Genomic DNA, 14,353 nt, shown 5'->3' with positions numbered 1-14,353 from the left:
GACGGACCAGTGAATAGGGGTGAATGTGAGCGAGCCTTCGCAGCAAAGTCGTACAAGGCCTTATACGGCTTCTCTCATCGGCAACATCCGCGCGATTCTCACCGGACTGCAAGGCTTCGAAGCCATGGCTCGAGAGCTGATCCAGAACGCCGACGATGCCCGGGCCGAAGAGATGGTCTTCGATATCGATGGCGACGCGCTCCGGATTTGGAACAGCGGCAAGTTCTCCAGTTGCGAAACGCAAGACGGACATTGTCCATGGGAAGTCAGGGGCAATCCGCATTCAGGCACCAAGAGAGCATGCGACTTTCATGCAATCAGCACAGTAGGAAGCGGCAACAAATACGGCGAAGAGGGACTGATCGGTCGCTTCGGGATCGGTTTCGTGTCGGTCTACCAGGTCACGGACAAGCCGATCATCCGATCCGGTAAGACACAGCTGGAATTGGATCCTCTCGCTGGCCAAGCGTCTGAAATGGACATCGCGCTTCGAGACGGCTCGGTGTTCGAGCTTCCATGGTGCTTCGACGGTCGCAGCTCGGTTCGCGAAACTTTGAATGCTTCGCCGTTACTTCCGGAAGAGCTCGACATCCTCGAGCGTGACCTCGTGTCCGTAGCCGAAGACTGCCTCTTGTTTCTTCGCAACCTCAGGTCACTCGAAATACGCCGAAACGGCGTGACGATTTCAAAAGTTCAGAAGACGGACCTGGGCGAAAATCGTTTACGATTGGCTTACGCCGGTTCAGACCATCACGAAGATTGGTACGTGATCCATTTCGATGCGCACGAGGCTGCTGCTTCCCTACGCCGCAAGTATCCAGTCATAGATAGGCTAGACCGCCAAACAAACGGCCAAATCGCCTTCCGCCTCGGCGACCTAGAGGAACGTGTCGGGCGCCTCTATGCCTATCTCCCGACCGAGCAAGATGCGCCGATCCCTTGCCACATCAACGCTGATTTCTTTCCTGAGCAAACCCGCAGGGCACTGGTCCTGTCAGGGCAACAGCACGAGCGACTTTGGAACGAAATGCTCCTGCAGTCTGCTGCACGAGAAGTTGCATCACACTTGATTGAATTGAGAGACGTGTTGGGCGCGAAGCGTCTCTGGGATCTGATCGACGAAGCGAACGACAATCGTTCGAGCGCTCACTTCAAGGTGTTCTGGAACGAGATCGAAAGGCAGGCGAAGGTACAGCCGATTGCCATTACGGCCTTGGGCGAATGGGTGAGGCCGGCAGACTGCAAGATCGGATCGGCAGATTTCGAAAAGCCCGAGTACGATTCCTTGAGCAAGATAGGCGTGCAAGTGCTCGATCCCGAGCTCTCTAATCATAGGCAGTCGTTGCTTGCCCTAGGAGGTGGAAGTCTCACCTTCCATTCTTTTGTCGACGCTTGGGATCGTTGGCTAGGAGACCATCGAGAAAGCGAGCTCATCTCGAAGGTGACGGCCAAGACCAATTCCTTCATGGCTCCATTGTGGCGAATTGCTAACCGCTTCGTGGGCGAGATTGGCTCCGCTTCGCTGACTGAGCAGCGCGCCCTTGATCGCCTCTCTTCGCTTCCATTTGCCCCATCATCAGAGGGGAGCCTGCTTCCCATCCGTAGCCTCTTCCGCCTACCCAAGAAGTTGAAGATTGATCAAATAAGTGAGTTCTTCCCCGGCCTTTCCTTCGTAGTCGACACTTTCAGCAAGTATCCGAATCTGAATGAGCACATCGAGCGCTTGACGCTCGACGACTTGTTTGCCGCACTTCGCGCCAAAGCAGACCAAGACGACCCGGTGAGCGAATGGCTTGGGAACACAAAAAGCAGATTGCGCAGTTTCTATGAGTTGCTCGCTGATTGTCCGACCGGAGATGACGATCCAGATTCAGAAATCGTCTACGACATACCATTCCTGATTGGCAGCGACGGGGCCTTCTTGAGCCCCAAACAAGCAGTGATCCCAAGCGACTTCACTGACCCAGTCGGCCGCTTCGATACGCTCGACATGTCGTTCTTCGAAGGACGCGTCGAGGACCTCCTCAAGAAGCGATTGCACATCGAAGCACTGACATTCGAAAAATACGTAGAGGAACATCTCGAAGAGATCTTGGAGGGGGGGCTCGAGGACCGGCAATATGCCGCATTGGTAGATGAGCTGACGTCGCACCCCAAGATACTCGAAAACGATCGATTGAGGCGTCGCCTTCAAGACTTGCCGCTAGTCTGGACGAACGCTGACGAGTTCCGGCTTCCGAGAGATTGCTATGTCAAGACTACCAAGCTCGTAGAAATTCTCGGGGACGATCAATCGCGTTGGGTGAAGAGTTCGATGTTGAAGCGAACCACCCGAGACAACTTCGAGAAAGCCTTCCTTCCAAGGCTGGGCATGCGGGACTGGCCCACACTTCGGCACGTCATCGAACGCCTCGAGGAGATCGTCGCTGAAGACCCCAGCGAAGCCTCAAGCACGCCTGTCTTGGGCCTGCTCGATGTCGTTTTCGACATCTTTCAGAAGGGGAAGATATACGAGAAGGAGGATGCATACGCCGAAGAGATCGATTGGCTGCGGACCACGGAGTGGCTACCCGCGATCCGGGAAGGTACCGACGCGGTCGACACGAGGTTCTGGTACGCGCCTCATGAATTGTACCAACACCTTCGAGCCGATGGATTTAGCTCCCAGGTTCCATATCTCGCGATCCAACCAGGACAGAAGACAAAGGCGAACAAGAAGTTTCTCGACTTCTTGGAGATGCCTGCAGAGCCGGGAACGTCAGACATCGTAGATCACCTTCTCGATTGCCTCGAGAGCGAGCGAGAGCCAAGCAAGACGACGTACGAGCTGCTATCTGAACGGCTCAAGAAAGAAGACGATCTACCAGCGCTCGAGAGGCTGTTGGGTCAGCCCATAATCTACGACCCCCGAACGAAGCGTTTCCTGTCACTCTCACGCGTCTCTTGGAACAAGCCGCCATTTCCGCATTATCTATATCCAGCCCCAAAATGGATGAGAGATCTCGAAGAATTATTCGAATTTCTCGGCGTCGAAGACAGCCCGGATCTGGAAGCGTTCGTCGACGTCGCCTTGGAAATCGTCGAAAACTATGAAGACAATGATCTTCCAGCTGTCGAACGCAACATTCTCGAAGAGTGTTTGGCAAAGATTTCCAGTGCCATCAGGAACAAGATCGACACCATCTTAGAGCTCCTGAGCAAGCTCGAAAAGCGGCCTTTCTTACCAACGCGAAGCAACGCCTTGAGCTATGTCGACGAAGTAATCGTATGTGACAACGCGTCTTTGGCAGATTCATTCGACGGCGCCATAGATCACCTACTGATCGAAGAGCGGTTGGACCAAAGAGAGCTTCGTAATCACTTGGGTCTCATGCTGCTATCTCGACGAACCCATCGGGAGGCCGTGGATCTCGATGGGACGAAACCCGACGAAGCCGCTTCGACCTTGCTGTCCGAACGATCGAGCCTCCTGATGTGGCTGGTGCCATCATTGGGCTCTCAGGCGGCCAATAAGATTGCCACCTCGCTTCGATCGACGAAGATCGTGCGAACCAATGAGCTGACAGTACGGTCGGTGCTGGAGCTCCAAGACCAAACGATCGAAAGTGAGCCCAAAGCTCAAGACGCCTTGTTCGAAGAGGATGATCGCGTCTTGTATGTGCAAGCCAGCCTCGGTGATAAATTTTGGATCCCCGCATTCCGCGCGGTATTCGATTCATTGACCGCCAGCGAGCTCGGTGTGGATGTCGGCCATCTCGCGATGTGTGCCTTCAACGTCGTTGCGGCGAGAGATGAAGAGGATGCTCGCAGCATTCTCCAACAAGCAGGGTTTCGGGAACCGGCTTGGGCTACAACTGAGACAATCGACTACGGCGAAACCGAGGACCTTGGCGAGCTTTCTCAGCCTCCGCATAGCGACGACGATGTCCAAGAAGATGAAGAGTCGGCCGACGATTCTCATGACGAAGGCATAGAGATCGCAGACGAGCACGATGGTATCGATGAGCCGCAAGGTGAAGGCCAAGGACTTGGGGACGGCAAAGCGCCTTCAGACGGAAAGACACCGCTAGGTGGGCACGCTTCGGACCAACACATCAGGGCAGATCGGAATGAACATGGTGGCAGCGAACGATCGGGGTCGTCAGATGGTGCGGATGAACCGACCAATGGGGAAGGAAAGACCTCCACGTCTGGCAACAATGACGGTCGGTCAAAGGGAAAGAACGGCGAACCCAGGGAACGGAAACCTTCGCTTAGGACCCAGCGACTCCGCTCCTATGTCCTGCCAAAGGGCGATGAAAGGAGCTCAAGCGACCAGAGAGGTAGCAACAAGGAACGTATCGATGAAATCGACAAGGCAGCAATGGCCGCAGTCGTCGATTGGGAAGGCAAGAGAGGTTTCGATCCCCGAGTGCAATCGCACTACAATCCCGGATTCGACATAATCTCGGAACCCAAAGAGGGGGGCGAGACGAGATACATTGAAGTGAAGGGCCTGGCAGATGCCTGGACCGAACGCGGCGTGAAATTGTCGCGCACGCAAATGCAGTTTGCTCGCGAGAAGAGCGACGATTTCTGGCTCTACGTCGTGGAACATGCATTGGATCCGAAGAAACGGAACGTTCACGCCATTCGCAATCCGTTCGAAAAATCGGATGAGTTTTGGTTCGATCAAGGCTGGATAGACATCGCCGAAGAAAAGAGCGGCGATCAGAGAATGCTTCTTAAGGCAGGCCGTCGCATCGAAGTCAAGAACTGGGGCAGAGGCACCATCCTCAAAGTCGACAGACGGGGCATCGGTATCCAACTCACGATCAAATTCATGTTGGCGACCAAGATGTTGACTTATAATTTTGAAACTTTCGAGCTCTTGGAGGACTGAAGGCTTGGCAAAGCTCTACCCAGACTATGGTGGCGATTACTCAGGCATCGCGTCTTCGGCAGAGGTCAAGCTTTACGAGGCTTGCAAGAGGCTGAAAGGTGACTTTCACATCTTTCACAGCGTCGCATGGATTTCACGCTCCGAGGGGGAGGCTCGCGATGGAGAAGCAGACTTTTTGGTCTGCCACCCCAATCGAGGATTTCTCGTCATCGAAGTCAAAGGTGGACGGATCGAAGCCGATTACTCCAACGGGCGTTGGACTTCCATCGATGGCCGCAACCGGCGCCATCAGATCAAAGATCCCTTCCAGCAGGGCGTCAAAGCCAAATTCGGCATTCTGACCAAACTCAAGGAACAAAGGGGTTGGGACAGATTGGGTGTCCGACGCGTTGGAATGGGGCATGCCGCCTTCTTCCCCGACGTGAGCGATGGGCGAAGGCTGCAGGGCCCGAATGCGCCGCCTGAATTGATCGGCGACGCCAACGACCTCGGTAATCTCGAGTCCTGGCTGAATCATGCCTTCGATTATTGGGCAGATCATCAAAGCGGGGCGACCACCGATCCTTTGGGGCCAGGGGGAATCCAATTGATGGCGAGAGTGTTCGCCCGGGTGGTCGAAGCGCGTCCATTGATCGCGACACATCTCGAACAGGAGGAAAGAAAGCGCCTCGAACTCACCGATCAACAGGTCAAGCTTCTGGATTATCTCGCTCGAAAACGACGGGTTGCCATTGGGGGAGGAGCCGGAACGGGCAAGACGGTGCTTGCGACGGAAAAGGCGCGACGGCTTGCCAGCGAAGGGTTCAAGACCTTGCTGACCTGCTACAACAAACCTCTTGGGCGGCATCTAGCCCAGCTGTGCGCCGATCAGCCCAATTTGGATGTGATGCATTTTCACAAACTGTGCAAAGATACGATCGACGAAGCAGGCAGGATCAGTGGACGAGATCTGATCACAGAGGCCAAAGCCACCTATCCTGGGAAGGACCTCTGGAAGCACTATTTCCCAATAGCCCTCACCTATGCCTTGGACGTCGTAGACAAAGGCTATGATGCGATCGTCGTCGACGAAGGGCAGGACTTCGAGGAGGAATTCTGGCTACCCATCGAGTGCATGCTCGAGGATGCCACTTCGTCCCCTCTCTATGTCTTCGAAGACGAGAACCAGAATCTCTACAAACGAGTCAGCACCTTCCCTATTCCAGAGGCCCCTTTTCCGCTAACCACGAACTGCAGAAACACGAAGAACATTCATGAGGTCGCTTACCGTCACTACAAGGGTGACCCGATAGAAGCCCCAATTATCGAAGGACGTCAGGTCGAGACGATAATTGCGAACGGGATCGACGCGCAAGCCCGGAAAATTCGAGACTACGTTTCTCGCCTGCTCGTGTATGAAAAGGTCGCACCAGGAGCAATCACTGTTCTGATCGCCAATCGACTACACAAGAGGACTCATCAGGATGCATTGAAGCGTCACGCATTGTCGGCTGGGGCAAATTGGGGAAGTTTGGACGACGATAGCCCTAGGAGCGTTGTCGTGGAAACCGTTGCCAGGTTCAAGGGACTCGAATCCGAAATAATGGTCCTGTGGGGTATCGATCATCTGCCAGATGAAGACTATCATTCGGATCTGTATGTGGGCTCTTCACGAGCAAAATCCATTCTCGCTTTGTGCGGCACCGCCGGGACTTGCGAGGCAATACTCGGTGACGGGCTCCTTTAATTTCTATGATGTAGAGATAGGGTCCCGCTATTTCCTGCTAACGGGGTCGCCGATACGTATGCTGATGATCTCGGCAGTGGGTTTCCAGCACAGACAGAACGCCGAGCAGTGGACATTCCGCTGAGGCCTTTCATAATCGCGGTTATCAGCTTGGCCCGCAGCGGTTGCGGGTTGGTGCGAAGGGCGACAAACGGATCATGTGAGGTTTGCAGCAAAATGGCGGTGCGGCGAGCACAACCTCACCGCGCAAGCTTGCCCGATTCACGAGTGCAGTCAGGTCGGAGTAACCCAACAAGGACTCGCACCCGTTTCGGCTTTAGGGCCAAGGGGCCACTGGCGGGGCTCCGGAAAAACGGGTGCACAATTTCATAAAATAAATCAGGTACTTGTGAGCCTTATGATGGTCCTCTTCTGGACTCGAACCGACCTCCACTGAGAATAAGCAGAAAAGTGCCGATCAGATCGAGGACTCGAACCTCAGCGCCATCGGCTCTCCTCTTCTGGGCACCAACTCATTTAGTAAATCGTCAAATAGACGGTTTACGCAACGTGTTTGCAACGATTTGCTGCTATGATTTGGTTTGAGTGGCGCGACTCGAAAGTCGCAGAACTCTGCCGGAATTTGTATTCGCGGCTGTTGCGGTTACTTTCCCGAGAATTTTTGATCGCCGCCCTGCCCCTCGAGATGGAGCCGCCTAGCTGTCCCAAGGGCATAGCCGAGCGCTACCTTGCGGCAACGGCGGGCGGCGGCTTCGATGTAGATCCGTTCGCCCAGGACGTGCACTCTAGCCTCGCCAGTACCTTGCCGATGATCCAATAGCCTGATCGTGGCCGACGAGGTGACCAGTCAGGTTGCCGCGCTATTCATACAGTGCCGCAGCGAGGAACCGCAGAACGCATGCTTTTGCCTTGCGCGCCCTCTTGCCTCGCCGCGCCAAGGCTGACAGGTCGGCGGGCGAGGAGAAATGACATGAAGATCGCATTCATCGGGCTCGGCAACATGGGCGGCGGGATGGCCGCTAACCTGGTCGCGGCAGGTCACGAGGTGCGCGCCTTCGACCTGTCCGAGGGCGCGCTCGCGGCGGCCCGCGAGAAGGGCAGCGCCACGTTCGGCAGCGCGGCCGAGGCCTGCGAAGGCGTGGACGCGGTCGTCTCCATGTTGCCCAACGGCGGCATCGTGAAGGCTGTGTACGAGGGCAGCGTGTTCGGCAATGCGCCCGCTGGCGCAGTGCTGATCGATTGTTCGACCATCGACGTCGCGACAGCGCGCGAGGTCGCCGCGCTGGCCGATGGCGAGGGCTATGCCATGGTCGACGCGCCCGTGTCGGGCGGCATCGCCGCGGCGGAGGCGGGCACGCTCACCTTCATGGTGGGCGGTAGCGAGGAAGGCTTCGCCCGCGCCGAGCCGATTCTCCACGCAATGGGCAAGGCGGTGATCCATGCGGGCGATGCGGGCAACGGGCAGGCGGCCAAGATCTGCAACAACATGCTGCTCGGCATCCACATGATCGGCACGGCGGAAGCCTTTGCGATGGCGCAGAAGCTGGGTCTCGATCCGCAGACCTTCTACGATATCTCAAGCGTTTCGAGCGGCCAGTGCTGGTCGATGACGAGCTACTGCCCGGTGCCCCGCGTCGGCCCGAAGACCCCGGCAGACAACGACTACCAGGGCGGCTTCGCCACGGCGCTCATGCTGAAGGACCTGAAGCTGGCGATGGAGGCCGCGGGCACCGCCGGCATGGCCCCGCGCATCGGCGCCAAGGCCGCCGAGCTCTACGAGGCCTTCGACGCGGCGGGCAACGGCACGCGGGATTTCTCGGCCATCATCACCGACTATTGAGCGGCGACGGGCGCCGCCACCAGCGCCTTGCCTTCGGGCGCGAAGGTAACGTCGGCGAGGCCCGCCGCGAGCGCGCATTGGCCGGGCTCGACAAGCTCGCCGTCCACCAGAACCTCGCCCGCCAGCGGCAGGACGAGGGCTTTGTCGGGATAGCAATAGTCGAGCCCGTCCGGCGCTTCGCCGTCGACGTAATCGAGGCGAAAGAATGGTCCTTCCACCAGCGTCGCGTGGCCGCGGTAGGGCAGGCGCTGGTGCAGGTCCGCCGGGTAGGGCGACCCGTCGGCGACCGCGATACCCTCGTCGAGGTGCAGTTCGCGCGGGCGGCCGTAGTCGTAGAGGCGATAGGTGATGTCGGAATTCTGCTGGATCTCCACGATCGAGCAGCCCGGGCCGATGGCGTGGACGGTGTTGGCGGGAATGTAGAAGAAATCGCCCGCCGCGACCGGATGCCAGACCAGCATGTCCTCGATCGACCCGTCGAGCGCGGCGGCGCGCATGGTCTCGGCGTCGACGGCCTCGCGAAAACCGATTCCGAGCGTCGCGTCCGGTTCGGCCTCGATGACCAGCCAGCATTCCTCCTTGCCCTGCCTGCCGAGACCCTGCGCCTCGGTCTGCGCGTCGGAGGGGTGGTTCTGGATCGAGAGCTTTTCTGAGGTGAAGAGGTATTTGACCAGCAGCTCGGGCAATGCCTCGGGCGGCTCGAACCAGATTTCGCCGATCCTCTTTCCGTCAGGGGCGGTGAAGGGGGGCGGCAGGATGTCGCGGCCCCAAGGCTTCTCGACGGTGCGGATGGGAAGGATCATGCCCTGCCTATGCGCGGGGGCGGCGGGCGGTTCCAGCCTCTTTTGCGCGGAGCGGCGAACGGGTAGGGCGGCAGGCATGACCGACGCCGCGACAATTGCCGCCGATCCGCACTGGCTGCCGCACACGCTGGACATGGCGGGCGGGCGGATGCTCTTCGTGCGCATCGGGCGCGACGTGCTGACCTCGCCGGGCTTTCTGGCCGACGTGCAGCCGGAGGCGGCAGAGGGCGCGGTCTGGCTGTCGCTCGACGGAGTGCGCGCAATGCGGCCTGCGACGGGGCCCATCCATTTCATCTTCCACACCGCCTTCTGCCGCTCGACCCTGCTGGCGCGTGCGTTGAACGTGCCGCGTGTCTCGGTCGGACTGGCGGAGCCGGGCATCGTCGCCCAGCTGGCCGGAGCGGGGGCGGCGGCGCGCGATCTGGTGCCTCCGGTGGTCGCGCTGCTCTCGCGGCCGTGGGGAGAGGGAGAGGCGGTCTTCGTCAAGCCGACCAACCATGCCAATGCGCTCATCCCCGCGCTGCTTGGCGCCGCACCGCATGCGACGGCGGTGCTTATGACCAACCCCCTGCCGACATTTCTCGCCAGTGTGGAGAGGCGCGCGCTGATGGGGCGGCGCTGGGGCCGGCAGCTCTATCTCGAGACCATGGGCTATGCCGGGATGGATCTGGGAATGGACGGGCGCGAGCAGTTCCTGATGACCGACCTGCAGGCCGCAGGTCTTGCGTGGTTTTTGTCGCAACGATACTTCGCGGGTTTGCTGGCTGGGCCGAACGGCGCGCGGCTGCGCTCGCTCGACGGCGACCGCTTCGACGTCGACCGCGCCGACACGGTGGAGGCGGTGCTGGCGCTGGCCGGGCTGGATTCCGACCCGGTCCAGATCGAGACCGTTGTCGACGGCCCGCTGTTTCGCCGTCACGCCAAGCTTGGCGGCGCGATGGAAGCTCCGCCCGCGCCTTCGCCCGCGCTGGCGCAGGAGATCGAGCAGGTCGGCCAGTGGATCGAGATGATCGCCCGGCAGGCGGGCCTGGCTGTGCCGCTGCCGCAAAACCTTTTCTAGTCGCGCTGGAAAAGCTCCTCGATCGGCATCCCGAACACGTCGGCGATGCGAAAGGCGAGCGGCAGGCTGGGGTCGTACTTGCCGGTCTCGATGGCGTTCACGCTCTGGCGGCTGACCTCGAGCCGGTCGGCGAGGTCCTGCTGGCTCCACTTGCGCTCGGCGCGAAGCACGCGCAGCCGGTTGTTCACTCGCCCGCCTCCAGCCCGGCATCGCCGCGCGGCCAGCACATGGCGGCGCCTAGCCCGATGGACCAGGCGGGAAAGACCCACCAGGCCCAGATCGACGGGAGCAACCCGAACATCTCGAGAAAGCCCCAGGCCGTGCCGATGATCAGCACCAGCGCGAGGCCCGCCAGCGCGCCGTTGACCGCGCGAAGCCGCAGGTACTCGTCGTCCTCTTCCTTGAGGTAGCGCGCCATCGCCGCGATCATTGCGAGCACGGGCAGTATCGGCAGCACGGCCACCGCCCAGAGGATGGGCGCCCCGGTGCCGATGGCGTCGGCGACGTTCGCCGCGACCAGCATGGCGACCATGTAGGCGAATCCCGCGATCAGCACGCGGCGATTGTAGCGGCCTAGCGCCGGGCTCATAGCGCCCTTCTGCTCCTGGCGTAAGCGGGCGGCACGGGTGAAGGGTATCAGCAGCACGAAGTTCAGTGCCAGCAGGATCCACGGCACGGGCGGCTCGATCGCGCCGGTGATATGAAAGACGGCGATGACCGCCATGTTGGCCGCGAACAGCCCGGCCCAGATGCCGGGGCGGGCGCGCGGAGTTGCCGTCACGCTCATGCCCGGCACTCGCCGCGGCAGACCTGCCTGCGCGACCAGACGAAGGCGCCGAGCGGGAGGAGTATGAAAGCGTTCTGCGCGACCTCTTCGGATATGCCGCCCAGGCTGGCGAGCGCGGAAACGGCCAGGATCGCGCCGGCGAGGACGAGGGACGGAATGTCGATTGTCATGTCAAGCTCCCTTGCTTTGATGTAAAGGATCCTAGACAAAATTTGCACGATGTCAAGCGACCTTGTCATCGACCTTTGCGATCACACCGACCAAAGGCGTTATCTTGCCATTCACCCCCCGCCGCCTACATTGGCCCGGAAAGGATGCCCCAGAGCATGAACGACGACCAGGAGCCCGAACAGCAGCCCAACCCGTGGATGAAGAGCCTCTTCATCTGGGGCGGCATCTTCCTCGCCCTGCTGCTCGCCGTCTCGCTCTTCGGCGGCGACCGCCAGCAGAGCGGCACCGCGATCTCCTATTCCGACTTCAAGGACCGCGTGGTCGAGGGCAACGTGGCCGAAGTCCACGTCGCGCCCGAGACGATCACTGGCACGCTCAAGAACGGCGGTACCTTCGCCACTCGCCGGGTGGTGCCCGACGAGCAGCTTATGACCCAGCTGGAGGCCGCCGACGTCGAGGTGACCGGCGCTCCGGCAGAGCAGATGAACGTCATGCTTTACGTGCTGCTGCAGGCGTTGCCGTTCATCCTGATCCTCGGTATCGCGTTCTTCGCGCTGCGCCAGGTGCAGAAGGGCGGCGGCGGCGGGGCCATGGGCTTCGGCAAGTCCAAGGCCAAGCTGCTGACCGAGAAGCAGGGCCGCGTCACCTTCGACGACGTCGCCGGCATCGACGAGGCGCGCGAGGAATTGCAGGAAATCGTCGAGTTCCTGAAGGACCCGTCGCGCTTCTCCAAGCTCGGAGGCCAGATCCCCAAGGGCGCGCTGCTGGTCGGTTCGCCCGGCACCGGCAAGACGCTGCTGGCCCGCGCCATCGCGGGCGAGGCGCGCGTGCCGTTCTTCACGATCTCCGGTTCGGACTTCGTCGAGATGTTCGTGGGCGTTGGCGCCAGCCGCGTGCGCGACATGTTCGAACAGGCCAAGAAGAACGCGCCGTGCATCGTCTTCATCGACGAGATCGATGCCGTGGGCCGCCACCGTGGCAACGGCATCGGCAATTCCAACGACGAGCGCGAGCAGACGCTGAACCAGCTGCTCGTTGAGATGGACGGCTTCGAGGCGAACGAGGGCATCATCATCATCGCCGCGACCAACCGGCCCGACGTGCTCGATCCGGCGCTGCTGCGCCCGGGCCGCTTCGACCGTCAGGTGGTCGTGCCGATCCCCGACATCGAGGGCCGCGAGAAGATCCTCGCCGTGCACATGAAGAAGGTGCCGCTCGCCCCCGACGTGAACCCGCGCACCATCGCCCGTGGTACGCCCGGTTTCTCGGGCGCGGACCTCGCCAACCTCGTCAACGAGGCGGCTCTGCTCGCCGCGCGGCGCAACAAGCGCCTCGTCGCCATGCAGGAATTCGAGGACGCCAAGGACAAGGTCATGATGGGTGCCGAACGGCGTTCGATGGTGATGACCGACGACGAGAAGAAGATGACCGCCTATCACGAGGCGGGTCACGCGATCGTCTCGGTGCACGAGGCCGCGTCCGATCCGATCCACAAGGCAACCATCATCCCGCGCGGCCGTGCGCTGGGCATGGTGATGCGCCTGCCGGAACGCGACAACTACTCCTACCACCGCGACAAGATGCACGCGAACCTGTCGGTCAGCATGGGCGGTCGCGTGGCGGAGGAGATCATCTTCGGCCACGACAAGGTGTCGAGCGGCGCTTCGTCCGACATTCAGTACGCCACCGACCTGGCGCGCAACATGGTCACCAAGTGGGGCATGAGCGACAAGCTCGGGCCGTTGCAGTACGAGAGCAGCCAGGAAGGCTATCTCGGCATGGGCCAGACCGTGCGCACGATGGCGGGCGCGGAAACCAACAAGCTGATCGATGCCGAGATCAAGAACCTCGTGGAGGGCGCACACGCTCGCGCCACCCAGCTTCTGACGGATCACCAGGACCAGTTGCACCTGCTCGCCCAGGCCATGCTCGAATATGAGACGCTGACCGGCGAGGAGATCAAGACCCTGCTGGAAACCGGCAAGATCGATAGGCCCGATGCGCCGAGCGGTCCCATCCCGGTGCGCCCGGCACAGGGGTCCGGCGTCCCGCAGGCGGGCAAGCGTTTCGGCGGCGGCGAGGCTCCCCAGGGGGCCTGAGCCCCCGGCCGACGGCAGCGCTGTGCCGCCCAAACACTCGCCCCGCCAACGCCGCTTGGCCGCGACCCTGCTCACGGGCCTCGCCTCCACCGGACGGCTGCTGCGCTGGATTGGCGCGCTGCTTATCCTCGCCTCTCCCGTGATTCTCGCCGTGAATGCCGAGCGGCTCGGCGAGGTCGCGCGCCAGCTTGCGCTGGGGCTGCTCGCTTGGGCTGCGCTGTGCCTATTCTGGTCGCTCCTCACCGTGGGCCTGCGCCAGTGGATCTGGTGGGCGGACCGGCGCTGACGGGAACCCGGGTGCGTCAAGCGCGGTTGAATGGGAAAGCCACGTCAGGGAAGCCCGCCATGAAACGCCTCATCGTATCGACCTTGCTGTTCGCCAGCACCGCCTCCTTCGCACTCGCCGCCTGTTCCGAGGATACGCAGGACAGTGCCGAGCTGGCCGCGGAGGGCGCCGCGCGCGATGCCGCCGCCAATGCCGATGTCGCCGGCGAGATGATCCAGGACGGCGCGGTCGTCGCGGCCGACAAGATCAGCGAAGGCGCGGCGAACTTGCGCGACGATATCCGCGCCAGCGACGACGAGGAGGCCGGTCCCGCGCCCATAACCGGCGACGACCTCGGCCCGCCGCCTCCGCCCGAGCCGACACCGCAATAAGCGATCTCCGCGCCGGGCTCCCGGCGCGGGAGTCCGATGGGAACAAAAGGCGAACTCCAGCGTCGTTTGGGCAAAGGAGTTTGCCCCATGACTGCCCCCCAGCCAAACGACGCCCCGAAAGCCGATCCCGTTTCCAATGCTGAGAAGGATCCCGACGACTGGACCACCGGCGACGAGCGGATGACCGGCGCGCAGGCCAGCTATCTCAAGACGCTGAGCGAGGAAGCGCACAGGCCCGAGGCCTACGATACCGGGCTGACCAAGGCCGAAGCCTCGAAGGCGATCGATGCGCTGCAGGAGGAAACCGGGCGCGGCACCTGACCTCGCC

Annotated in this window: 12 protein-coding genes; 8 read left to right on the top strand and 4 right to left on the bottom strand. The window is 61.0% G+C overall.

The genetic code is table 11. From position 1 onward, the window contains the following. The first annotated feature begins 25 nt into the window (after positions 1–25). The 3 genes from AAW00_RS07185 to mmsB all read left to right on the top strand — a co-directional run bounded on the left by AAW00_RS07185 (position 26) and on the right by mmsB (position 8,448). Complete coding sequence (locus AAW00_RS07185; protein ID WP_156169995.1) at positions 26–4,882, top strand: protein NO VEIN domain-containing protein; 4,857 nt, start codon at positions 26–28, stop codon at positions 4,880–4,882. Between the two features lie 4 nt (positions 4,883–4,886). Beyond that, the gene (locus AAW00_RS07180; protein ID WP_206539324.1) at positions 4,887–6,608 is read left to right on the top strand and encodes a nuclease-related domain-containing DEAD/DEAH box helicase; all 1,722 of its coding nucleotides are present in this window, start codon (positions 4,887–4,889) and stop codon (positions 6,606–6,608) included. Between the two features lie 970 nt (positions 6,609–7,578). Beyond that, positions 7,579–8,448 (top strand): 3-hydroxyisobutyrate dehydrogenase, encoded by an 870-nt coding sequence (mmsB, locus tag AAW00_RS07170; RefSeq protein ID WP_047003712.1) that lies wholly within the window; start codon positions 7,579–7,581, stop codon positions 8,446–8,448. Here the strand turns inward: mmsB and AAW00_RS07165 are convergent. Beyond that, entirely contained in the window at positions 8,442–9,251 is an 810-nt protein-coding gene (locus AAW00_RS07165) for a class I mannose-6-phosphate isomerase (protein WP_047003711.1), read from the bottom strand. The two genes, mmsB and AAW00_RS07165, sit on opposite strands and share 7 nt — an antisense overlap. A gap of 76 nt (positions 9,252–9,327) precedes the next feature. Here AAW00_RS07165 and AAW00_RS07160 point away from each other — a divergent pair, with 76 nt between their 5' ends. After that, a complete protein-coding gene (locus tag AAW00_RS07160) occupies positions 9,328–10,311 on the top strand; it encodes a hypothetical protein (protein WP_047003710.1) in 984 nt (327 codons plus the stop codon). Here AAW00_RS07160 and AAW00_RS07155 read toward each other — a convergent pair. Genes AAW00_RS07155 through AAW00_RS07145 form a run of 3 tightly spaced genes read right to left on the bottom strand, consistent with a single transcriptional unit; the run spans position 10,308 to position 11,268 of the window. Beyond that, a complete protein-coding gene (locus AAW00_RS07155; protein ID WP_047003709.1) occupies positions 10,308–10,499 on the bottom strand; it encodes a helix-turn-helix transcriptional regulator in 192 nt (63 codons plus the stop codon). The genes AAW00_RS07160 and AAW00_RS07155 overlap by 4 nt on opposite strands. Then, positions 10,496–11,098 carry a hypothetical protein gene (locus AAW00_RS07150; RefSeq protein ID WP_052761825.1) on the bottom strand — a complete coding sequence of 201 codons (603 nt, stop codon included), beginning with the start codon at positions 11,096–11,098 and terminating at the stop codon, positions 10,496–10,498. The genes AAW00_RS07155 and AAW00_RS07150 overlap by 4 nt, the downstream gene beginning before the upstream one ends. Beyond that, positions 11,095–11,268 (bottom strand): hypothetical protein, encoded by a 174-nt coding sequence (locus AAW00_RS07145; protein WP_156169994.1) that lies wholly within the window; start codon positions 11,266–11,268, stop codon positions 11,095–11,097. Before AAW00_RS07145 ends, AAW00_RS07150 begins: the two co-directional genes overlap by 4 nt. 156 nt (positions 11,269–11,424) lie before the next feature. On the opposite strand from AAW00_RS07145, the gene ftsH reads away from it, so the two are divergent. The 4 genes from ftsH to AAW00_RS07125 all read left to right on the top strand — a co-directional run bounded on the left by ftsH (position 11,425) and on the right by AAW00_RS07125 (position 14,346). Then, positions 11,425–13,368 (top strand): ATP-dependent zinc metalloprotease FtsH, encoded by a 1,944-nt coding sequence (gene ftsH, locus AAW00_RS07140; RefSeq protein ID WP_047004476.1) that lies wholly within the window; start codon positions 11,425–11,427, stop codon positions 13,366–13,368. Positions 13,369–13,423: 55 nt separating this feature from the next. Further along, a complete protein-coding gene (locus AAW00_RS07135) occupies positions 13,424–13,654 on the top strand; it encodes a hypothetical protein (RefSeq protein ID WP_047003707.1) in 231 nt (76 codons plus the stop codon). 59 nt (positions 13,655–13,713) lie between these two features. Beyond that, positions 13,714–14,025 carry a hypothetical protein gene (locus AAW00_RS07130; RefSeq protein ID WP_063359812.1) on the top strand — a complete coding sequence of 104 codons (312 nt, stop codon included), beginning with the start codon at positions 13,714–13,716 and terminating at the stop codon, positions 14,023–14,025. Positions 14,026–14,112: 87 nt separating this feature from the next. After that, the gene (locus AAW00_RS07125) at positions 14,113–14,346 is read left to right on the top strand and encodes a DUF3072 domain-containing protein (RefSeq protein WP_047003706.1); all 234 of its coding nucleotides are present in this window, start codon (positions 14,113–14,115) and stop codon (positions 14,344–14,346) included. The last annotated feature ends 7 nt before the right edge of the window (positions 14,347–14,353 follow it).

It is taken from the genome of Aurantiacibacter luteus, assembly GCF_001010945.1.
In the GTDB taxonomy this organism is placed as follows: domain Bacteria; phylum Pseudomonadota; class Alphaproteobacteria; order Sphingomonadales; family Sphingomonadaceae; genus Alteraurantiacibacter; species Alteraurantiacibacter luteus.
Note: the sequence above shows the minus strand (reverse complement) of the source record. Positions and strands in the feature narration are given on the sequence as shown.

Coding starts and splice junctions, on each gene's coding strand:
- mmsB (WP_047003712.1), top strand. CDS start 7,579: ATGAAGATCGCATTCATCGGGCTCGGCAACATGGGCGGCGGGATGGCC.
- AAW00_RS07165 (WP_047003711.1), bottom strand. CDS start 9,251: ATGATCCTTCCCATCCGCACCGTCGAGAAGCCTTGGGGCCGCGACATC.
- AAW00_RS07160 (WP_047003710.1), top strand. CDS start 9,328: ATGACCGACGCCGCGACAATTGCCGCCGATCCGCACTGGCTGCCGCAC.
- AAW00_RS07150 (WP_052761825.1), bottom strand. CDS start 11,098: ATGAGCGTGACGGCAACTCCGCGCGCCCGCCCCGGCATCTGGGCCGGG.
- AAW00_RS07145 (WP_156169994.1), bottom strand. CDS start 11,268: ATGACAATCGACATTCCGTCCCTCGTCCTCGCCGGCGCGATCCTGGCC.
- ftsH (WP_047004476.1), top strand. CDS start 11,425: ATGAACGACGACCAGGAGCCCGAACAGCAGCCCAACCCGTGGATGAAG.
- AAW00_RS07130 (WP_063359812.1), top strand. CDS start 13,714: ATGAAACGCCTCATCGTATCGACCTTGCTGTTCGCCAGCACCGCCTCC.
- AAW00_RS07125 (WP_047003706.1), top strand. CDS start 14,113: ATGACTGCCCCCCAGCCAAACGACGCCCCGAAAGCCGATCCCGTTTCC.